This is a genomic window from Micromonospora hortensis (assembly GCF_022230935.1).
In the GTDB taxonomy this organism is placed as follows: Bacteria; Actinomycetota; Actinomycetes; order Mycobacteriales; family Micromonosporaceae; genus Micromonospora; species Micromonospora hortensis.
The window spans coordinates 23,739-43,649 of record NZ_JAKKFE010000019.1; the positions used below are offsets into that span (position 1 = coordinate 23,739).

The window sequence follows — 19,911 nt, forward strand, 5'->3', positions numbered from 1 at the left end:
GGCAAACAGCGGGAAAAACCGATCAATCAGCACCCGCGATGCCAAACTGTTACGTCGAACAGCCCCGATGAGGGCACAGGTGTCAGATCATTTCCGGGCACAGACGCAGCGGTGGCCGGCACCCACACGGGTGCCGGCCACCGGCCGTACGTCAGGGGATCAGACCGCGCGGCGCCCCTCGAAGGCCCGACCAAGAGTGATCTCGTCGGCGTACTCCAGATCGCCGCCGACCGGCAGCCCGCTGGCCAGCCGGGTCACCGAGATGCCCATCGGCTTCACCATCAACGCCAGGTAGGTGGCGGTCGCCTCGCCCTCGGTGTTCGGATCCGTGGCGAGGATCAACTCCCGCACCCCGCCGCCACCGAGCCGGATCATCAGCTCCCGGATGCGGAGATTGTCCGGACCGATCCCCTCCAGCGGATTGATCGCGCCACCCAGCACGTGGTAGCGACCGCGGAACTCACCCGTCCGCTCGACGGCCACCACGTCCTTGGGCTCCTCGACCACGCACAGCACCTCGTCGGTGCGACGCTGGTCGCGGCAGATCCGGCACTGCTCGGACTCGGCCACGTTGTAGCAGGTGGTGCAGAACCGCACCAGCTCCTTGACCTTGCGCAGCGCGCCGGCCAGCCGGTTGACGTCGGCCGGATCCGCCGAGAGGACGTGGAACGCGATCCGCTGAGCGCTCTTCGGACCCACGCCCGGCAGCCGACCCAGCTCGTCGATCAGATCCTGGATGGCACCTTCGTACATCTGCCGGCTCAGAAACCGGGCAGGCCGAGGCCGCCCATGCCGCCGGCGACCGGGCCCATCTTGCGCTCGGTCAGCTCCCGGGCCGCCTCGGCGGCGTTGTGCACTGCCGCGACGACCAGATCCTCGAGCGTCTCCACGTCGTCCGGGTCGACGGCCTTCGGGTCGATCTTGATGGCCTTGAGCTCACCGGAACCGGAGACGGTAGCGGTGACCAGCCCGCCGCCGGCGGTGCCGGTCAGCTCGGCCTCGGCCAGCTCGGCCTGGGCGGCGGCGATCTGCTGCTGCATCTTCTGCGCCTGCTTCAGCATCTGCTGCATGTTCGGCTGTCCACCTGGGCGCACGGGATGGCTCCTTCTCGCACTCGTCTGCTCGACCGCCGCTCAGCCTATCCGCTGGGACCGACCTCGCCCCGCCCGGTGCGTCCGCCCACGCCGTGCCTCCGGGTACGGCTACCCCTACCCCGAACCGGCCATCTGCTGGTAGTGCGCCCATAGCCGTCAAACTGGTCTGCTCGTGGCATGAACCTCAACCGCACCGGCCGGGTCGGCGCACTGTGCTGGCTCGCGGCCGCGCCCATCTTCCTCGTCGCCAGCCTGATCACCGGGCTGCGGTGGCGTGAGCCGGCCTACAGTTGGGCCACCCACAACATCAGCGACCTCGGCAACGCCCACTGCGGCGTCTGGGACACCACCCGCCCCCGCTACGTCTGCTCACCGTGGCACCCACTGATGAACACCGCGACACTGACCACCGCGGTCCTGCTCGCCGCCGGACTGCTGCTGACCTGGCGAATCCTCGGCCGCGGCCCGGTGGTGCGCACCGCCCAGACACTCCTGCTGCTGGCCACCGGCGGTTACGCCCTCGCGGCCCTCTACCCGGCCGACATCGACGAGAACCTGCACGTCCTCGGCGCAGTCCTGATCATGGGGATGGGCAACATCGGCCTGCTCCTGGCCGGCTTCGCCCCACGCACCACGACGCTCGGCCGGTGGCGACGACTCACCCTCACGGCCGGGCTGATCGCGCTGGCCGGAACGACACTGTTCGCCGCCCAACAGGGCCTCGCCATCGGGGTGGGCGGCATGGAACGAGTAGCAGTCCTACCGTTCCCCCTCTGGGCCTGCGCCCTGGCTGTCCTCCTAGCCGAGACCCCACCCCTGCGCGATCTTGCACTTCCTGCTGCGACATAAGGGGCATTTGGCGCAAGACGACGACCGAAACTGCAAGATCGCCGGGCCGGAGGGCTTGTTAGCGGGCGTCGATCTCGTTGATCTTCTCGGCGCCGAAGGTTTCCCGGAGCAGCCGTACCGCCTGCTCCTCGCTGGACTCCCGTGCGGTCTTCTCGTCGATGATCTCGTCCAACGGCTCGTCGCCCGGGTCGAACCCCTCAAGGGCCGGGGCCGGCGCCGCGCCGCCGGGTCGGCCGGCCCGCGCCGGGCCGTCGAAGTCCGGGTCGTAGGGCGGCTCACCCGCCCATTCGGCGTCCGCGACGGGCCGGGCTGCCGCTCCGGTACGCGCACCGCGCCCCGCCGCCGCCGCGCGAGCCGCGGCGATGGCGCTGCTCACCGGCGCACCACCGGCTGCCGCCGGCTGCCGGGCCGCCGGTGTCGGGTTACCCCGCCCGCCTGGCTTACCGCCACCGGCCGCTGACCCGGGACCTCCCGAACCCCCTGGCCCGGTGCCGTTCGCGCCACCACCGTTGGTGCCGCTGCCGTTCGCGCCGCTGCCGTTCCCGGCGTTCCCGTTCCCGGTGCTGCCGTTCGGGCCTGTCGACGCCGGGGTGGAGTACGGGCTCGACTCGTTTCCGGCCGACGCGCCGCCAGGTCGGGCGGCCTCCGGCCAGTCCTCGTCATCCGTAGCCTCGGCGGCGAGGGCGCCGCCGCCGGGGCGGGCCGCCTCCGGCCAGTCGCCGTCGTCGTCCGCCGCTGGGGTGGACGGCGCTGCGCCCCGCCCACCAGCACCGTGACCAGCGGAACCCGCACCGGCACCGTCGCGCAAAGCCGAGCCGGCAGCGCCGCTCAGGTTCCCGGCGGTCGGCGAGGCGTTCGTCGGACCGGCGGCGGCCGGGGCGTTGGGTCCCACAGTCCCCGGCCCGGCGGAGTTCGCACGTGGCGCACCGTTCGAGCCAGGCGCAGCGTTCGAGCCAGGCGCGTTCGAGCCAGACGCGTTCGAACCGGGCGCACCGTTCGAGCCCTGCGCGGGGTTGGAGCCAGGCCCGCCGTTCGGCCCCTGGGCGGGGTTCGAGCCAGGCGCGGGGTTCGTGCCAGACGCCGAGTTCGAGCCAGGCGCGAGGTTCGTGCCAGGCGCACCGTTCGAGCCAGGCGCGAGGTTCGAGCCAGGCACGGCTGGCGGTGCGCTCGTCGGGGCGGCGGCAGTCGGGGTCGCGGCGTTCGTCGCGGCGGCGGGCGTGTCCGACGTGACTGGCGGGGCGGCGGGTCGGGCCGGTGCGGTCTGCTGCGCGCGCGGTGCGCCGGACAGCGACACGCCACCGCGCTCGCCGGCCACTTCGCACCGGATCTGCCAGCGCCCGCCCAACTCCTCGTAGAGCGCGTCGGTGAGCACGGCCGCATGGTCGGCCATCATCTTGGCCAACACCGTGGACTTCACAGTCAGCACCAGCATGTCGCCGTCGAGTTCGCGGACGACCGCGTCGCGCATCAGGGCGGCGATCCGCTTGTTGGTCCGGTTGACCTTGCCGATCACGTCGGGCCAGACGCGGCGGACCGCCACCGCGTCCAGTGCGGCGGCCGGTGCTCCGGGTCGGGGCGGCGCGGGCGTGGCCGGGTCGGGAAGCACCGCCGACGGTGGCACCACGCGACGGGGGGCCGGCCCGGCGGGCGAGACGGGTACGGCCTGGTCAGCGGTTGCCGACCCGGTCGACGCGCCGGGGGAGGCCGGGATCGGCGAGTCGGCCGCCGAGGCGTACGAGGCTGGCGCACCGGAGGTCGGAGCGTGTGCCCCGGTGACCGAAGCAGCCGGGGCGTGAGCGCCCTGGGCCGGGGACGCCGCCGGGTCGACAGCCCACGGCGGTGCGGAGGTCGGGGCGTTCACTGGTGTCGGGGTGGCGGCAGCCGGGACCGGGGTGGCTTGCTGTGGGCGTACCCCTTGGTGGTTGGTTGGCGCGGAGCCGGCGGCGGCCGACGGCGCGTCGGTGCCGCCCACTGTGAGCCGGCGTTCCATCCGCTCCAGGCGCTGGAGCAGGCCGCCGGTGGAGTCGTCCACGCCGGGCAGCAGCATCCGGGCGCAGATCAGCTCCAGCAGCAGGCGGGGCGCTGTGGTGCCGCGCATCTCCACCAGGCCGTCGTGCACGATGTCGGCGCAGCGGGACAGCGTTGCCGAGCCGAGCTGCGAAGCCTGGGCTGCCATCCGCTCGATCTGGTCGGCCGGGGCGTCGATCAGGCCCTTCGCGGCGGCGTCCGGCACCTGCTGGATGACGATCAGGTCGCGTAGCCGTTCCAGCAGGTCGGAGGCGAACCGGCGCATGTCGTGCCCGGCCTCGGCGACCCGGTCGACGGTGGCGTACGCGGCCGCGCCGTCACCGGCGGCGAGCGCGTCGCACATTTCGTCGATCAGCGCCGAGTCGGTGACCCCGAGCAGCGCGACGGCCCGCGCGTAGCTGACCCCTTCCGCGCCGGCGCCGGCGATGAGCTGGTCGAGCACCGAGAGGCTGTCCCGCATGCTGCCGCCACCGGCGCGGACCACCAGCGGAAAGACCGCCGGCTCGACGGCGACGCCCTCGGCCTGGGTGAGCTGCTCCAGGTACGGGCGGACCACCTTCGGCGGGAACAGCCGGAACGGGTAGTGGTGGGTCCGCGAGCGGATCGTGCCGAGGACCTTTTCCGGCTCGGTGGTGGCGAAGATGAACTTGACGTACTCCGGGGGCTCCTCGACCAGCTTGAGCAGGGCGTTGAAGCCCTGGGTCGAGACCATGTGCGCCTCGTCGATGATGTAGATCTTGAAGCGGCTGCTGGCCGGCGCGAAGAAGGCGCGCTCGCGCAGCTCGCGGGCGTCGTCGACACCGCCGTGGCTGGCCGCGTCGATCTCGATCACGTCGATCGAGCCGGCGCCGTCGGCGGCCAGCGAGCGGCAGGAGTCACACTTGCCGCACGGCTCGGGAGTGGGGCCCTGCTCACAGTTGAGCGAGCGGGCCATGATCCGGGCGCTGGTGGTCTTGCCGCAGCCACGGGGGCCGGAGAAGAGGTAGGCGTGGTTGAGCCGTCCGCTGCGCAGCGCCTGCGACAGCGGTTCGGTCACGTGCTCCTGGCCGATGACCTCAGCGAAGGTACGCGGCCGGTACTTGCGGTAGAGCGCCAGCGTCACTCGTCCCGCCTCCTCTCGACCGAGCCATTCTGCGCCGGTCGGGCGCGGGTGACCACCCACCACCCCGGGCACCGCGGATGCCGTGCTTGATCCACCGCGCCGCCGGGCTTGATCGACTCGGCTTCCTGGAAACCGCGGTGTCCGCGTGGCCGGGACACCGCGACATCAGGGATGCCGAGTGGATCAACCGGCCCACAGACAAAAAGGCCTCCCGTGCACCCGGCAGAGCTCGCTTATCCTTGCTGCCTTCCGGCCCTGGGGAGGTTCACGAGATACCGCCGCACGGGAGGTGCCGCCCAGCCTACCCGACCGCCGGTCGATCTTCAGGGGGTGGTGGGGTGGCCCGGCCGGGACGGGCCTGTATCCTGGCTCGCGGAGGATTCGCCTAGAGGCCTAGGGCGCACGCTTGGAAAGCGTGTTGGGTTTACACCCTCACGAGTTCGAATCTCGTATCCTCCGCTCACCTGAGCAGCACCAACGACAGGGCCGGCCCCACGGGGACCGGCCCTGAGTCGTCTGCACGGCGGCATCCGCCCACCACCTGGACGTGCTGCAACTCGGCGTTGGTCAGGTTGGCGTCGCCGAGGTTGGCCCCCCTCGAATCGAGGCTGGTCAGGCGCGGACGCGGGCCCAGGAGAGGAAGCGGTCGGTCAGCCGGGCCGGGTCGACGTCGGTGAGGTGCTCGCCGGCCTCTGTCTGCAGCGTCGCCAGGTAGACGGTCAACGCGAGCCGGTCGTGCCGGTATTCGCCGAGCAGCCGCAGCTTCGCCGCCGAGCAGGGCCAGGCGATGCCGCACGCGGCGCAGCGCCAGGTCGGTCGGGTCGGCAGGTGGTTCCGGTAGCGGCGGCGGGGCATGGGCGGATCTCCTTCGCGGTGGGCGGGGGCCGCCCCGCCTCCCCGTCGGAGCGACCCCGGACTGACGCCGACCGCCGGGCTCCTGCGCCTCCACCGGCCACGCCGTCTTCTGTGGACCACCCTCGGGAGAGTTACGAGACAGATACACCGCGTAGCTATATGGTTCTCAGATATCTAGGACATCCGATGGAGGAGCCGTGAACGACGCGCTTCGGGTGGCGCTCAGCGACACCGGGCACACGACCGAATCCCTCGCCGAGACCGTCGGCGTCGACCCGAAGACCGTGGGGCGCTGGTTGACGGAGGACCGCATCCCGCATCCGCGCCACCGGCTGGCGGCAGCGGAGGCGCTTCACAAGGACGTGTCGGACATCTGGCCGGACACTTCAAGACGTCGTGACCCCATCTGGTTTCGTCCGTGGCAGGAGATCGAGCGCGAGGCGGTGTCGCTTCGCTGGTTCGAGTCGACAGTTCTGCCGGGGTTGCTCCAGACCGAGGCGTACGCCCGCGCGGTGCTGGGCGACGCGGGCCTGATCCCCCGGGGTGAGATCGAGCGGCATCTCACGGTCCGACTCGGCCGGCAGGGCATCCTCAGGCGGGACGACCCACCGCAGTTCACGGCGGTCGTGGACGAGGCGGTCATCCGCCGTCCGGTGGGCGGCCGGTCGACGATGCGCGAGCAACTGTTGGCCGTGGCGGCGGCGTGCGTCGAGCCGCACATCCGGGTGCACGTCGTGCCCAGCGCAGTCGGCGCCTATGCCGGCCTCAACGGACCTTTCGTGATCGCGCACAGCCACGACCACCGGGTCGCCGGCTACCTCGACAACCAACTTCAGGGACAAGTCGCTAGCGACCCCGAGGACATCGCGGCCATGATGGCGGCATGGGAGAACGTGCGCGGCGAGGCGTTGTCCCACTGGCAGTCGGTCGCACTCATTCAGGAAGTGGCGGAGTCATGGAGCTGAACGGCGCCCGGTGGCGCAAGAGCAGCCGCAGCAGCGGCAACGGTGGAGCCTGCGTCGAGGTCGCCGACAACCTGCCCGGCGTCATCGGCGTACGGGATTCAAAGGACCCGACCGGCCCGGCGCTCGCCTTCGCGCCCACGGCCTGGCGCGCGTTCGTCACCCAGCTTTCCCGGCGCACCTGACCGGCGCTCGGTCACACCGGCAGGTCAGGAGCCGTCACGGAGATCGCCCAGACGTTCCGCCCGGAACGTGATCTCGTCGAACGTCACACCGCACCCCGCACCGGTAGGGGACTGGCCAGCAAAGCCGATCCGGTCGCGAGACGTGGCGGGGTCGAGGAGGAAGACGCGGATCAACTGCCAGGTCTCACCGTCGACCGAGGCGTGGTAGGCGTAGACCCCGTCGACCCGGGAGACCCGCAACCACACCGACCGGTCGGGTACGACGAAGGCGTTCGCGTCGTCGGCGACGCCTCGGCAGATGACCGACACGATCATCGGGTCGCCTGCTGGGGAGAACTCGAAGCACAGCTTGGCCCAGCGCCGCTCGTCGAGCCACAGCAGGAGCACCCCGGCGTCGAAGGTGGCGGCGAAGCCCACCGTGACCCGGGCGCTGAACTGGAAGTCCCCCGTCGGCAGATCCCCGAGCAGCGTCGCCGCGTTGAGTGTCGACCCGGCACTGACAGTGGTGGTCCCGGCCGCCTCGGCGGAGCCGGTGCTGGGGTCGATGAAGATGTCAGTGTGCGGCTGCGCCTCGACCGCCACGGTGCCGGCCGCCTCGTCGACCCGCCACAGCTCGGCGGACGAGGGCGCGAGCGGGAACGGCACACCGGGAACGCTCAGTTGATTGGCCATGGCCAGGACCGTACAACCGTCGCCCCGCCCGCCGATGCCCACTCATCGAGCAGGGCCCGGCACGTCCACCCTCCGGCCGGTACCGTCGCAGGCACGAAAGGCGGGGAATCCGTCGTACACATGTTCTATCCACAGGCTGTGGACGGCGGAGGGCTCGATGGCTTACCAGCTCAGCGCGGTGGTCGCGGACGTCGAACTGCTCCGCGAGCAGACCGCCGAGCTGGATCACGCGGTCCTCGGCGAGCTGCGCCAGGACTTCGCCTTGCTGCCGGTCACCCCGCAGTTGGTGATCGAGCTGACCGGGTCGTTGCCGGATTTCGCCACTGACGACCGGAGTGCCGCGCGCCCGTTCGGCCTGGTGTTGTCGACGGCGCTGGTCGAGGTGCTGACCCGCTGGTCACAGTCGGGGCCGGTGGCCTATGTGGAGGCGGAGTTCGGTGGTGGCGTCGGCCACCAGTCGGCAGCGGTGTGGTTGGGCGGGGCGCTGTCCTGGGGGCCGTGCTTCGACGACGAGTTCGACGCGCCGCGCGAGCAGTGGCCGATCAACTGTGCGCTGAGTCAGCTCGGCGTGGAGCCCGGCACCTGGATCGACAGGTTCGCCGAAGTGGGGTTGCACCTGGAGCGGAACACCGAGGGTTGGCTGGCGCACGGCCGGCGTCGACTCAGCGCCGACTACTGGGACGAGCTGGTCGAACAGTGGGAAAACCAGTAATCCGGCGTGCGGCAGCAACCTGAACGCTCCCGTTCCGTTGGGGACTGGGGGATTCCATGAAATTGCGACAATTTGCGTTTATCGCCACGCTGATGACGGCTGCCTCGATCGCGGGCAGCGGCGTACCGCCTACCGGGTCGATTCCGAACGGCCGGCCCGCCGGCAACGTGGAGATCATCGACCTGAACGGCCTGCGCAACATCGAGTTCGGTGCCACCGAGGACGAGCTGACCCGACGCGGCATCCTGCGTACCAGCCTGGACGCCTGTGGGCCGATGCTCGCCGGCCACGACACGGTCAGCCCGGTCTTCGTGGAGGACAAACTCGTGCTGCTCTGGGTAGGCGACCCGATGCGGACACCGGAGGGCATAACGGCGGGCTCGCCCGTCGGCGAGGTCTGGGACCGCTACCCGGAGGTCAGCCGGCTACGGGCTCCACAGGGGACACACCGGCTCGACGGGTTGCTCGCCCGCAGCGGCGACCGCGCGTACCTGTTCCTGCACGACGGGCGCACTGTCCGAAAAACCATCGCCGGGTACGCGGACTGGGCCCGCCGCCTCTTCGACGAGGGTGCGGGCCCGTGCTGACCCGACAACGTACCGACTGACCTGTCGGGCCCGGTTCGCTCCACGATGGATCGGCCCGGCCCGACGGGTCAGTCGTCGTTCAGCGGCGAAGCGACAGCCAGAAGTCGTACGAGTGGGCCGCCGCGAAGTCCGTCCTGCCCGATCCGCCGCCACCGGCGAACATCCGCACGTACGGGGCCTCAGGGCGCAGTCGAGGCCAGCCAGCCCGACCCGTCCGGGCGAAGTCGCTCCAGGTGCTGACCATCTCGTCGGAGAGCCGCCGCTGGGTCGGCGTGAGCGCCTCGGCGTAGTCGACAGCGAACAGGTACGGCAGCTCGGCGCAGTGGTACGCGCCGATGGCGAACGTCGGTTCGGGTCCCTCGGTGAAGAACGGCGCGTCCTCGTCGGCGAACTCGTACGCGAACGTCGGCACCCGCCGCGCGAATGCCAACGCGGCGGAGTAGATCGGCTCGGCGTAGTCGTGATCGGTCAGCACGGCGCCCAACGTCGCGCTGGCGGGTTGTGCGGGGTCGCGCGGATAGCGGGCCAGCACCTCCCCCGCGTGGTCACCGAACATGGCGCGCACCTGGTCGCGGTACTGGTCGTCGGTGAGCGGGCACGACTCCGGCTCCTGGTCCGGCTTCGGCGGCTCCGGGCAGTTGAGTCCCAACCGTTCCATCCCCCACACCACGAGCCGGGATTCGTCCCGGTTCATTCCGGTCAACACCGGCACCGGATGCAGCCTCCCGGTGGTCAGCGCGTCCGCCGGGTCCACCGGTAGCGTGCGGCCGTCGACGACCGGGCCCAGGTCGACACCCGCGCCGGGATAGCCGACCGTCTCGACCAGCCGGGCGGGGGAACGTCCGCGCAGGCAGGCGGCGACCACAGCCGGGTCGGCGCAGCCGATCCTCCGCGCGAACTCCTGGGCCGCCCCGACCGCCTCGGCCCGGGTCTGGACCGGGTTGGCGCACGAGTTGCTCTGCATGATCGCCCGGTGGAACAGACCAGCGGAGCCCGGCGCGGCGAGCTGCGCGCAGACGCTGGTCGCCCCGGCGGACTGGCCGAACACCGTGACGTTGCCCGGGTCGCCGCCGAAGGCCGCCGCGTTGCGCCGCACCCAGCGCAGCGCGGCCTGCTGGTCCCGCAACCCGAAGTTGCCGATGCTCCCGTCCCGACCGGCCAGCGCCGGATGCGCCAGGAAGCCGAGCGCGCCGAGCCGGTAGTTCACAGTGACGACGACGACGTCACCTCCGGCGGCCAGCCGCTGCCCGCCGTACCCGTCGCCGCTGCCGAACCGGAAGTCCCCGCCGTGCAACCAGACCATCACCGGTAGAGGCGTTCGTGCGGCCGAACGCGGGGTGGTGACATTCAGGTAGAGGCAGTCCTCGGATTCGGAGGGTGTGTCCATCGGCAGCCCTTGCAGTTGCGCGCAGGCGGCACCGGGCCGGCTCGCGTCGCGTACTCCGGTCCAGGTCGGACCGGGCTGCGGCGGGGCCCAGCGCAGCGCGCCCAGCGGCGGGCTCGCGTACGGAATGCCCTGGAACGAGCGGTGGTCTGCCGCGACGGTCCCCCGCACCGCGCCCTGGTCGGTCCGGACGACGGCCGCGCTCCGGCGCTCGTCGTTGGCCGCGGCCGGACCGACGGCCATCGCCGGGCCGACGAGGACGACAGCGCCCACCATGACGGCCCATCGGGGGTACGAAACTCGTCTCATGCTCTCCCCATTCAGTCGACGCCGGTACGGCGTACGCACCGGGCTGCGCCGAGCATGTCGAGCTGGCGACCGTCGGGCCAGGGAGCTCTAGTACGGCCGTGGCAGGAAGGACGGGGACGCCTGCCGGTGCTCTAGTGCGCTACGGTCACCGCGAGGCCGGCGGGAGGCGATCGTGACGGAGTTCGACGAGACCGCTCCCCCTTATCTGCGCATCGTCGGGGAGTTGCGACGGCGCATCGCGGCAGGCGAGTTGGGCCCCGGCGACCGGGTGCCGTCGACCCGGCAGATCGTCCGGGAGTGGGGCGTCGCCATGGCCACCGCCAGCCGGGCGCTCACCGCGCTTCGCCAGGAGAACCTGGTCCGGGCGGTGCCGGGCGTGGGCATGGTGGTGACCGGCGCGGCGCCGACCACGCCGAGCCGGGGTGCCCCGTCCGCAGGTCGGCGGCTGCCCGTCCAGGGGTTGACCCGCGACCAGGTGGTGCGGACCGCGATGACGATCGCCGACGCCGAGGGGTTACCGGCGCTGAGCATGCGGCGCATCGCGACGGAGTTGGACGTCCCCACCATGTCGCTGTACCGGCAGGTTCGGGGCAAGGAGCAGCTTCTCGTGCTGATGGCGGACGCGGCCTTCGCCTCGAATCGGCTGCCGCGCACGTTTCCGCCCGGTTGGCGAGCCCAACTGGAGTTGCTCAGCCGACTTCAGTGGTCGATCTACCGGCGGCATCCCTGGCTGGCCCAGGTCGTCTCGCTGACCCGCCCGCTGATGGCACCGAACGCCGTCGCGCACACCGAGTGGGCGCTGCGCGCCCTCGCCCGGCAGGGCCTGGACCAGCACACCCAGCTCCATCTGGTGGCCGCACTGGCCAACCACGTTCGAGGTACCGCCATCAACCTGGAGCGAGGAGTTGAAGCGGAGCAGGACACCGGCCTGACCGACGACGAGTGGATGGAGGCCCAGGCCGACGTGTTCGGTGGATTGCTCGCGGCGGGCGAGTTTCCCCATCTGGCCCGACTCAGCCGGACAGCGGTCGACCTCGACGCCGAGAGCCTCTTCGACTTCGGCCTGCAACGACTGCTCGACGGGATGGCGGCGCTGCTCGAACGGTGACCGCTCAGACCGGCTCGGTGGCCTGCTCGGGCAGGCGCGCCCCGGACGCGGCCACGAAACCGGCGAGCGCGATCTCCGCGGCCTGTCGCAGGTCTTCCCGGCTGACTCCGGCGGCGGCATGCACCGCCTGCCCCTCAGTAACGATCATGACGAAGCGGGCGAGCGCTACCGGATCGGCGTGCGCGGGTAGGTCGCCGTCGGCGACGGCACTGGCGAGCCGGTCGGCGAGGGCACCCTCACCGCCCAGGCGGCTGGTGGCGAGGAACCCGGCGATGGACGCGTTCTCGGTAGAGCAACTGGTGCCGCCCTGGATCGACAGGCAACCGGCCGGTCGGTCGGCGCGGGTCACGGCGATCGTGTTCTCGCGCAGCAGGGTGGCGACCACCTCGTACGCGGTGGGTTGGGCGAAGGCGTCCCTCGCGTACTCCATGTCCTTTTCGGCGTAGCGGGCCACGGCCTTGCGGAACAACTCCTCCTTGCCGCCGAAGGCGGCGTAGAGGCTGGGCTTGTTGATCCCCATGGCCTCGGCGAGGTCGTTCACCGAGGCGCCTTCGTACCCCTGACGCCAGAACACCTCCACAGCGCGCTCCAGCGCCTCGTCGGCGTCGAAGCCCCGTGGTCGACCTCGCTGCGGCACAGCCCATCACCCCTTCTCCACCCATCCTACCGACAGCGAAAACCGATCGGTACAGAAATTTGCGGACCCGGTCGGCGGTTGCTACGGTCGGATACGTACCGCTCGGTACAGAACCTGCTTGAGGCCCGGCCGGCCGCACACGACCACCCCGACAGAGGAGATCCATCGTGGGACAGCTCGACGGCAAGACCGCCCTCGTCACCGGGGGCACCACGGGCATCGGCCTGGCCGCCGCCCGCCGCTTCGCCGCCGAAGGCGCGTACGTCTTCGTCACCGGCCGCCGCAAGGGCCCGGTGGACGAGGCCGTCGCCAGCATCGGCGCGAACGTCACAGGCATCGCCAGCGATGTCAGCAAGCTCGACGACCTGGACCGGGTGATGCGGGCGATCGAGGAGCGGGGCGCTGGGCTGGACGTGGTGTTCGCCAACGCCGGCGGTGGCGAGTTCCGTTCGCTCGACTCGATCACGGTCGAGCACGTGGCCAACACCTTCGACACCAACATCTACGGCACCATCTTCACGGTGCAGAAGGCCCTACCCCTGCTCAACGAGGGCGCGTCGATCGTGCTCACCGGCTCGACAGCCGCCAGCAACGGCACCCCGGCGTTCAGCGTCTACGCCGCGTCCAAGGCGGCCATCCGCTCGTTCGGCCGCACCTGGGCCGCCGAGCTGATCGGCCGGAAGATCCGGGTCAACACCCTGGTCCCCGGCTCGACCGAGACCCCCGGGCTCGCCGGCCTCGCGCCCAGCGCCGCCGAAGCACCCGGGTTGCTGAAGACCATCGCCTCGGGCGTGCCCATGCAGCGCATGGCACACCCGGACGAGATCGCCAACGCCGCGCTCTTCCTCGCCTCCGACCAGAGCAGCTTCATGACCGGCGGCGAGTTGTTCGTCGACGGCGGCGAGCAGCAGCTCTGACGCGAAAACGCCCGGTCGATCCTCGCGGATCGACCGGGCGTTTCTGCACTACAGAGCGGTGGCGGAGGGATTTGAACCCTCGGAGGGCGTTAACCCTCACACGCTTTCGAGGCGTGCTCCTTAGGCCGCTCGGACACGCCACCGCCGACGAGGGTACAGGACCGCCGGTTCCGACGCCGAACCGGTATCGCCCGGGCCGGCCTGGCAGGATCTTTGCCATGAGTACGCACATCGGCGCGAAGCCGGGCGAGATCGCCGAGCGGGTCCTGATGCCGGGTGACCCCCTGCGGGCCAAGTGGATCGCGGAGACCTACCTCGAGGGCGCCACCTGCTACTCGACGGTTCGGGGCATGCTGGGCTTCACCGGCCGCTGGAACGGCGTCGAGGTTTCCGTCCAGGGCTCCGGCATGGGCATGCCGTCGGCCTCCATCTACGCCCACGAGTTGATCAACGAGTACGGCGTGAAGACGCTGATTCGGGTCGGCTCCTGTGGCGCCCTCAGCACCGACCTGCAACTGCGGGACGTGCTGGCCGCGATCGGGTCGTCCACCGACTCGAACATGAACCGGATGCGCTTCGACGGGCTGATCGACTACGCCCCGGTGGCCGACTTCGGGCTGCTGCGTACGTCGGTCGAGGTGGCCGAGCGACGCGGCATCACCATGCACGTCGGGCCGATCCTGGCGGCGGACGCCTTCTACACCGACCGGCCGGACCTGTACGACACCCTCGCCGACTACGGCGTGCTGGCGGTGGAGATGGAGTCGGCGGCGCTCTACACGATCGCCGCTCGGTTCAAGGCCCGCGCGCTGACTGTGTTGACAGTCAGCGACCACATCAAGACGGGTGAGAAGACCACCTCGGAGGAGCGCGAGCAGACCTTCAGCCAGATGGTCGAGATCGCCCTCGACACGATCATCGCCTGACCCGTCCGGGCGGCGTCACCGCGACGAGCGTGATGACTGTGAGACATCAATATGCCGCACAGTCATCACGCTCTTTCGCATCACGCCGTCCCCCGCCGGCCCAACCGAGCCACGCCAACCGGCCCGCGCCACGCCGGTCACACGGCGGCCAGCGCCTCCGTCGGCGCGAGTCGGGCGGCGCGCACCGCCGGGTAGAGGCCGGCGAAGCCGCCGATGACCAGCGTCGCGCCCACCCCGCCGAGCATCGCCCAGGCCGGCACCACCGTCGGCCAGTCCTGCGACAGCGCGTAGCCCGCTGTGACCAGGATGCCCAACACCACCCCACCGATCCCGCCGAGCGCGGAGAGCAGCAGCGACTCGGTGAGGAACTGGGCCCGTACCTGACCGCGGGTGGCGCCAAGCGAACGGCGCAGACCGATCTCGGCTCGGCGTTCCAGCACCGAGATCACCATGGTGTTCGCCACGCCGACACCACCGACCAGCAGGGCGACCGCGCCCAGGCCCAGCAACAGCCCGGTGAAGGCGTCGTCGGTGGCCTCGGCGGCGGCCAGCGCGTCCGAGGGCCGGGACACCTCGACCTCGTTCGGCGCCTCCGGGTTGGTGGTCGCGCCCAACACCGACCGGACCGCCTCGACCTGCGACTCCTGCGCCCGGGTGTAGACGGTGGTCGGGTGACCGTCGAAGCCCAGGTATTCGGCCGCCGCCACCCAGCCGACAAGCGCCGACGTGTCCAGCTCCGGAGCGAGCGGTGCCGCGGCGAGGGTGCCGACCACAGTGAACGGCCGCCCACCCAACCACACCTGCACCTGCGGGTCCGCCGAGGTGATCCCGAGCCGCTGCGCGGCGGTGGCGCCGAGCACGACCGCCGGGTAGCGAGCGGTCGCCTCGTTGAGCCAGGTGCCGGTGGCCACCTCCGCCCCCACGGTGCCGAGCAGGTCCAGCCGGGCCGCCCGAGTGGCGATGCCACCGGTCTCCGCCGCCGGGATCCGGTCCGAGCGGTACACCTTGGCGTCGGGCACCTGCCCGGTCGCGGACACCTCGGTCACCGGGCCGATCCGCCCGATCATCGCGATCGACTCCTCGGGCAGTTGCGCGTCGGCGCCGAACAGGGTGCTGCCCGGCGCGACGGTGAGCAGGTTGGTGCCGAGCGCGTCGAGCGCCCGGTCCAGCTCGGCCCGGGACGACGACGAGATGCCGACCACCGCGATCATCGCGGCGATGCCGATCGCGATGCCCAACGCGGAGAGGAACGCCCGCAGCGGACGGGTCCGCAGCCCCACCCCACCGACGCGTACGACGTCCGCCGGCCGCAGTCGGGCCGGGGTCAGCGTCGCCATCAGCCGACCCCGCCCGACGCGAGGGCCGAGTCGTGTCGCACCGCGCCGTCGCGCATCCGCACCTGCCGGGGCAGGCTTCCCGCGATCTCCCGGTCATGAGTGATCACCACGACCGTGGTTCCGGCCCGGTGCAGATCGTGCAGCAACTCCAACACCCCGGCACCGGAGTGCGAGTCCAGGTTGCCGGTCGGCTCGTCGGCGAGCAGCACCGCCGGCTCGCCGACCACCGCGCGGGCCACGGCCACCCGCTGCCGTTCCCCGCCGGACAGCTCGTGCGGCCGGTGCCCCAACCGGTGGCCCAGGCCGACCCGGACCAACGCGGCCTCCGCCCGTTCGCGTCGCCGCCGCAGCGGTACGCCGGAGTAGAGCAAGCCGTCGGCCACGTTGTCCACTACCGGGACGCCCGGAGCGAGGTGGAACTGCTGGAAGACGAAGCCGATCCGGGTGGCCCGCAGCGCGGACAGCTCCCGGTCGGTCAGCTTCGCCGCGTCGTACCCGTCGATGAGCACGCTGCCCGACGACGGCCGGTCCAGGGTGCCGATCAGGTGCAGCATCGTCGACTTACCCGATCCGGATGGGCCGACGATAGCGACCAACTCGCCGTGACCGATCCGCAGCGACACGTCGTCCAACGCGACGACGCCGCCGGCGTACCGCTTGCTGACCCGGTCGAGCACGATCACCTCGCCGCTCACGTCGGCACCACCACCGTCGTGCCCTCGGTGAGGCCCGTACCGGTGACCTCCACCCGACCGTCCGCGAACAACCCGGTGGTCACCGCGAGGACTCGGCTCGCGTCGCCCTCGGCGACCTGGACGCCGTAGCCGCCCTCGGCCAGCGCCAACAGGGCCGCCACCGGCACGGTGAGCACGTCGCGGCGCTCCGAGACGGTGAACGTGACGTCCGCGCTGGCCTTGTCGAAGCCGGTCAGGGCCTTCGGGTCGGTCACCGCGACTGTCACCTCGATCTTCGTCTCGGCGTCGCCGGCCTGCCCGTTGGCGCCGGTCGCACCGGCCTGGACGACAGTCTCGACAGCGCTGATCGTGCCCGCCACCGACCGGCCGTCCGGCAACCGCACGGTGACCTTCGCGTCGCGCTTGGCCAACCGCTGGTCGTCCACGTCCAACTCGACGGTGACGACCCGGCTGGTGCCGGTGTACGTCAGCACGGCCTGCCCAGGCTGGGTGAGATCGCCGACGTCGACCTGGTGGCCCTCCACCCGGACCTCCCGATCCGCGTACACGACCCGCCCCGGCTCGACCCGACCGGTCTCGGTCAGGCCCAGGTCCTCCTGCCAGTCCCGCACGGCGTCCGCTGTCGCGCCGGTGTACTCGTCGTCGACAGTGAAGCCGGTGTAGCCCAGCGCCTCGAGGTTCCGCTCGAACTGCGCGACGTCCGGCCCCTCCACCCCGGGGGCCAGGGTCCGGTACGCGGGCAACCCGCCGTAGAGCAGCACCACCTCCTCGTTGTCGACCAGGTAGAGCGCCTTACCCCGCCGTACCGTCGAACCGGTGGCCACCAGCGCGGTGACGGTGCCGTTGAGCTTCGCCGTGGCGGTACGCGTCGCGCCGTACCCCAGCTCGCCGTCCGCGGTCTCCGAGTCGGCGAGGGTCTGCCGGGTGACAGTGGCGGTGGCGGGTGGTGCGCTGCCGGCCTGGGCGCGGCCCCCGTCAGCGCCGCCGCCGAAGCCCACAGCGGCGACCACGCCCACGGCGGCGACAAGCAGGACGACGCCGCCGGTGACGGCGGCGCGCAGCCGCGAGCGTCGGATGGTGCCGGTCACCGGCCAGCCCCGAACTGCGGCGCGTGCTGCCGGCACTTCTCCAGCGCGGCCTTCATGGCCGGGTCGCCGATGTTGATCGCGTTGCCGCCCGTCCCGATGCGGACCCGCCCGTCGGCGTCCGGGTCCGGGAAGTCCGGCACCCCGTTCTCCCGCATGCACTTGGCCAGCGTCCGCATCTGCTCGGCCTGCTCGGGGTCGAGCTGCGGCCCGTGTCCGCCGTTGGGCAGCTTGTCCTGGCACTTCTCCATGGCCGCCTGGACCTTCTGCTGATCCACGTCCGCACCGAACCGGAAGCCGGGACGGCCACCCGGCTCCGGGTCGGGCATGTCCACCCCGTTCTCCCGCATGCACCGGGCGAAGGCGAGTTGCCGCTCCGAGTCGCTGACCGGCGTGCCGCTCGCCGTGGCCTCGGCCTTCGCCCCACCGGCGGTCGCGACCCCGCCGCCGCCGTCACCTCCCGCGCCGCACCCGGACAGCGCCAGGGCGAGCAGGACGGGGATCGCAAGCATCTGTCGTCGCATGGTGTCCGCTTCCGCTCAGGTCCGGCGCGGTTCGCCGAACGTGACACCCAGTGCACGGCAGTGGACGTATCCCCGGCGTTACCGTCGGCGGTTATGCCGGCGTTACCGCACCCCGAGCACCATGGAGGGGTGAGAGTGCTGGTGGTCGAGGACGAGAACGTGCTGGCGGACGCCATCGCCGAGTGGCTGCGCCGGGAGTCGTTCGCCGTCGACGTGGCCTACGACGGGGACGCCGCGTTGGAACGGCTCGGCGTCAACGAGTACGCGGTGGTGGTCCTGGACCGGGACCTGCCCGTGGTGCACGGCGACGACGTGTGCCGGGCGATCGTGGACGCGGGCGGGGAGACCCGGGTGCTGATGTTGACAGCGTCGGCGGCGGTCCGGGAGCGGGTGGCGGGGTTGGCGCTCGGTGCCGACGACTACCTGACCAAGCCGTTCGCCCTGGTCGAGCTGTCGGCCCGGGTGCACGCGCTGACCCGCCGGTCCCGCCCGGCGGCGCCTCCGACGCTGCGTCGCGCCGGCATCCAGCTCGACCCGGCCCGACACGAGGTACGCCGGGACGACCGGCACGTGGCGCTGTCCCGCAAGGAGTTCGCGGTGCTGGCCGAGCTGTTGCTCGCCGACGGCGCTGTGGTCTCCGCCGAGGACCTGCTGGAACGCGCCTGGGACGAGCACATCGACCCGTTCACCAACGTGGTCCGGGTGACAGTGATGAAGCTGCGCCGCAAACTCGGCGACCCACCGGTGATCGAGACGGTTCCCGGTGCGGGGTACCAGATCCGATGAAACGCCTCACGATCCGCGCTCGGCTCACCCTCATCTACGGTGGGCTCTTCCTGTTGGCCGGCGTGGTCCTGCTCGCCGTCACGTACGTGCTAGTAGATCAGCGGATGGCGCAGCCGTTCGGGGTGAAACTACGCGACCTGCCGAAGACCGCCCCCACGACGCCCAGCGGGCAGAACGTCGACAACCTGCGCGCCCTGTTGCAGGAGGTGCAGGACGAGGCGAAGCGCAACGCGTTGGAGTCGCTGCTCACCCAGGGCGGCATCGCGTTGATCGTGGTGTCGACGGTGGCGATCGCGTTCGGCTGGTTGCTCGCCGGTCGGGCGTTGCAGCCACTGCTCCAGATCACCGGCACGGCCCGCCGGATCGCCGGCGCGGACACCGCCGGTCGTGGTCTGCACGAGCGGATCGCGCTCACCGGCCCTCCCGACGAGGTACGCGAACTCGCCGACACCTTCGACGAGATGCTGGAACGGCTGGACCGTTCCTTCGACGGGCAGCGCCGGTTCGTGGCGAACGCCTCGCACGAGCTGCGTACGCCGCTGGCGCTCAACCGCGCCCTGGTGGAGCTGGCGATCACCCGCCCGGACGCTTCGGAGGAGACCCGGCGACTGGGCGAGTCGCTTCTGGCGGTGAACGAACGCCACGAGCGGCTGATCGACGGTCTACTGACCCTGGCCGACTCGGAGAACGAGCTGACCGAGCGTACGCCTGTCGACCTGGCCGAAGTCTGCGCGCACACGACCGACCAGGCCGGGAAGCAGGCGCCCGACGTGCGGGTTCGGCGGGCCCTGGCTCCGGCGCCGACCAGCGGCGACCCGGTGCTGTTGGAGCGGCTCACGTTCAACCTGGTGGAGAACGCGTTGCGCCACAACCTGCCCGCCGACGGTTGGGTGGAGGTGCGCACCGGGCTGGTCGACGGCCGGCCCACCCTCACCGTGACAAACACCGGCCCGGTCATCCCCGGCTACGACGTCGAGACGATGTTCCAGCCCTTCCGACGGCTGTCGCGGGAGCGGGTCGTCGGCGCGCGGGGCTTCGGGCTGGGGTTGTCCATCGTCCGCGCGGTGGCCCGGGCCCACGGCGGCACCGCCGAGGCGCAGCCCCGCCCGGACGGCGGTCTGATCGTCACCGTCACAGTGCCGCCGGCCTGACCGGCC

21 protein-coding genes, 2 tRNA genes and 1 other RNA gene are annotated in these 19,911 nt (G+C 71.4%); 11 read left to right on the plus strand and 13 right to left on the minus strand.

Going from position 1 to position 19,911, the window contains the following annotated elements:
- Window positions 1-159: 159 nt before the first annotated feature.
- The gene (recR, locus tag NIE111_RS14250) at window positions 160-753 is read right to left on the minus strand and encodes a recombination mediator RecR (protein WP_238684841.1); all 594 of its coding nucleotides are present in this window, start codon (window positions 751-753) and stop codon (window positions 160-162) included.
- A gap of 8 nt (window positions 754-761) precedes the next feature.
- Window positions 762-1,070 (minus strand): YbaB/EbfC family nucleoid-associated protein, encoded by a 309-nt coding sequence (locus NIE111_RS14255; protein ID WP_007466279.1) that lies wholly within the window; start codon window positions 1,068-1,070, stop codon window positions 762-764.
- A gap of 201 nt (window positions 1,071-1,271) precedes the next feature.
- Between NIE111_RS14255 and NIE111_RS14260 the strand changes: the two genes are divergently transcribed.
- Window positions 1,272-1,943, plus strand: a complete 672-nt coding sequence (locus tag NIE111_RS14260) for a DUF998 domain-containing protein (RefSeq protein WP_238684842.1) — start codon at window positions 1,272-1,274, stop codon at window positions 1,941-1,943.
- 58 nt (window positions 1,944-2,001) lie between these two features.
- Here the strand turns inward: NIE111_RS14260 and NIE111_RS14265 are convergent, their stop codons facing one another.
- On the minus strand, window positions 2,002-5,073 hold the full coding sequence (locus NIE111_RS14265) for a DNA polymerase III subunit gamma and tau (RefSeq protein ID WP_238684843.1): 3,072 nt from the start codon (window positions 5,071-5,073) through the stop codon (window positions 2,002-2,004).
- Between the two features lie 202 nt (window positions 5,074-5,275).
- Window positions 5,276-5,365: signal recognition particle sRNA small type (gene ffs / locus NIE111_RS14270), an RNA gene on the minus strand.
- Between the two features lie 82 nt (window positions 5,366-5,447).
- On the opposite strand from ffs, the gene NIE111_RS14275 reads away from it, so the two are divergent.
- Window positions 5,448-5,532: transfer RNA gene (locus NIE111_RS14275), tRNA-Ser, on the plus strand.
- Between the two features lie 153 nt (window positions 5,533-5,685).
- Here the strand turns inward: NIE111_RS14275 and NIE111_RS14280 are convergent.
- Complete coding sequence (locus NIE111_RS14280) at window positions 5,686-5,928, minus strand: flavin reductase (protein WP_238684844.1); 243 nt, start codon at window positions 5,926-5,928, stop codon at window positions 5,686-5,688.
- 197 nt (window positions 5,929-6,125) lie between these two features.
- Between NIE111_RS14280 and NIE111_RS14285 the strand changes: the two genes are divergently transcribed.
- Both NIE111_RS14285 and NIE111_RS14290 read left to right on the plus strand, forming a co-directional pair.
- On the plus strand, window positions 6,126-6,893 hold the full coding sequence (locus NIE111_RS14285; RefSeq protein ID WP_238684845.1) for a helix-turn-helix domain-containing protein: 768 nt from the start codon (window positions 6,126-6,128) through the stop codon (window positions 6,891-6,893).
- The gene (locus tag NIE111_RS14290; RefSeq protein WP_238684846.1) at window positions 6,884-7,075 is read left to right on the plus strand and encodes a DUF397 domain-containing protein; all 192 of its coding nucleotides are present in this window, start codon (window positions 6,884-6,886) and stop codon (window positions 7,073-7,075) included. Before NIE111_RS14285 ends, NIE111_RS14290 begins: the two co-directional genes overlap by 10 nt.
- 24 nt (window positions 7,076-7,099) lie before the next feature.
- Here NIE111_RS14290 and NIE111_RS14295 read toward each other — a convergent pair whose 3' ends face one another.
- Window positions 7,100-7,747 carry a DUF1349 domain-containing protein gene (locus NIE111_RS14295; protein WP_238684847.1) on the minus strand — a complete coding sequence of 216 codons (648 nt, stop codon included), beginning with the start codon at window positions 7,745-7,747 and terminating at the stop codon, window positions 7,100-7,102.
- A gap of 157 nt (window positions 7,748-7,904) precedes the next feature.
- Here NIE111_RS14295 and NIE111_RS14300 point away from each other — a divergent pair, with 157 nt between their 5' ends.
- Window positions 7,905-8,459: a hypothetical protein gene (locus NIE111_RS14300; protein ID WP_238684848.1), complete on the plus strand. Its 555-nt coding sequence runs from the start codon at window positions 7,905-7,907 to the stop codon at window positions 8,457-8,459.
- A 92-nt stretch (window positions 8,460-8,551) separates the two neighbouring features.
- Window positions 8,552-9,046 carry a thioredoxin domain-containing protein gene (locus NIE111_RS14305; protein ID WP_238684849.1) on the plus strand — a complete coding sequence of 165 codons (495 nt, stop codon included), beginning with the start codon at window positions 8,552-8,554 and terminating at the stop codon, window positions 9,044-9,046.
- A gap of 79 nt (window positions 9,047-9,125) precedes the next feature.
- On the opposite strand, the gene NIE111_RS14310 is transcribed toward NIE111_RS14305, so the two are convergent.
- Entirely contained in the window at window positions 9,126-10,739 is a 1,614-nt protein-coding gene (locus tag NIE111_RS14310; RefSeq protein WP_238684850.1) for a carboxylesterase/lipase family protein, read from the minus strand.
- A 172-nt stretch (window positions 10,740-10,911) separates the two neighbouring features.
- Between NIE111_RS14310 and NIE111_RS14315 the strand changes: the two genes are divergently transcribed.
- A complete protein-coding gene (locus NIE111_RS14315; protein WP_238684851.1) occupies window positions 10,912-11,847 on the plus strand; it encodes a TetR/AcrR family transcriptional regulator C-terminal domain-containing protein in 936 nt (311 codons plus the stop codon).
- A 4-nt stretch (window positions 11,848-11,851) separates the two neighbouring features.
- On the opposite strand, the gene NIE111_RS14320 is transcribed toward NIE111_RS14315, so the two are convergent.
- On the minus strand, window positions 11,852-12,484 hold the full coding sequence (locus NIE111_RS14320; protein WP_238684852.1) for a TetR/AcrR family transcriptional regulator: 633 nt from the start codon (window positions 12,482-12,484) through the stop codon (window positions 11,852-11,854).
- A 167-nt stretch (window positions 12,485-12,651) separates the two neighbouring features.
- Here NIE111_RS14320 and NIE111_RS14325 point away from each other — a divergent pair, with 167 nt between their 5' ends.
- Complete coding sequence (locus NIE111_RS14325; protein ID WP_238684853.1) at window positions 12,652-13,401, plus strand: SDR family oxidoreductase; 750 nt, start codon at window positions 12,652-12,654, stop codon at window positions 13,399-13,401.
- A gap of 56 nt (window positions 13,402-13,457) precedes the next feature.
- On the opposite strand, the gene NIE111_RS14330 is transcribed toward NIE111_RS14325, so the two are convergent.
- Window positions 13,458-13,544, minus strand: a tRNA-Ser gene (locus NIE111_RS14330).
- 75 nt (window positions 13,545-13,619) lie between these two features.
- On the opposite strand from NIE111_RS14330, the gene deoD reads away from it, so the two are divergent.
- The gene (gene deoD, locus NIE111_RS14335) at window positions 13,620-14,327 is read left to right on the plus strand and encodes a purine-nucleoside phosphorylase (protein ID WP_238684854.1); all 708 of its coding nucleotides are present in this window, start codon (window positions 13,620-13,622) and stop codon (window positions 14,325-14,327) included.
- A 137-nt stretch (window positions 14,328-14,464) separates the two neighbouring features.
- On the opposite strand, the gene NIE111_RS14340 is transcribed toward deoD, so the two are convergent.
- Genes NIE111_RS14340 through NIE111_RS14355 form a run of 4 tightly spaced genes read right to left on the minus strand, consistent with a single transcriptional unit; the run spans window position 14,465 to window position 17,956 of the window.
- Window positions 14,465-15,664, minus strand: a complete 1,200-nt coding sequence (locus NIE111_RS14340) for an ABC transporter permease (protein ID WP_238684855.1) — start codon at window positions 15,662-15,664, stop codon at window positions 14,465-14,467.
- Complete coding sequence (locus tag NIE111_RS14345; RefSeq protein WP_211326764.1) at window positions 15,664-16,347, minus strand: ABC transporter ATP-binding protein; 684 nt, start codon at window positions 16,345-16,347, stop codon at window positions 15,664-15,666. The genes NIE111_RS14340 and NIE111_RS14345 overlap by 1 nt, the downstream gene beginning before the upstream one ends.
- 8 nt (window positions 16,348-16,355) lie before the next feature.
- The gene (locus NIE111_RS14350; protein ID WP_238684856.1) at window positions 16,356-17,447 is read right to left on the minus strand and encodes a peptidoglycan-binding protein; all 1,092 of its coding nucleotides are present in this window, start codon (window positions 17,445-17,447) and stop codon (window positions 16,356-16,358) included.
- A complete protein-coding gene (locus tag NIE111_RS14355; RefSeq protein ID WP_238684857.1) occupies window positions 17,444-17,956 on the minus strand; it encodes a hypothetical protein in 513 nt (170 codons plus the stop codon). The genes NIE111_RS14350 and NIE111_RS14355 overlap by 4 nt, the downstream gene beginning before the upstream one ends.
- A 141-nt stretch (window positions 17,957-18,097) precedes the next feature.
- Here NIE111_RS14355 and NIE111_RS14360 point away from each other — a divergent pair, with 141 nt between their 5' ends.
- Together NIE111_RS14360 and NIE111_RS14365 are read left to right on the plus strand one after the other, a co-directional pair.
- Window positions 18,098-18,754: a response regulator transcription factor gene (locus NIE111_RS14360; protein WP_238684858.1), complete on the plus strand. Its 657-nt coding sequence runs from the start codon at window positions 18,098-18,100 to the stop codon at window positions 18,752-18,754.
- The gene (locus tag NIE111_RS14365; RefSeq protein ID WP_238684859.1) at window positions 18,751-19,905 is read left to right on the plus strand and encodes a sensor histidine kinase; all 1,155 of its coding nucleotides are present in this window, start codon (window positions 18,751-18,753) and stop codon (window positions 19,903-19,905) included. Before NIE111_RS14360 ends, NIE111_RS14365 begins: the two co-directional genes overlap by 4 nt.
- The last annotated feature ends 6 nt before the right edge of the window (window positions 19,906-19,911 follow it).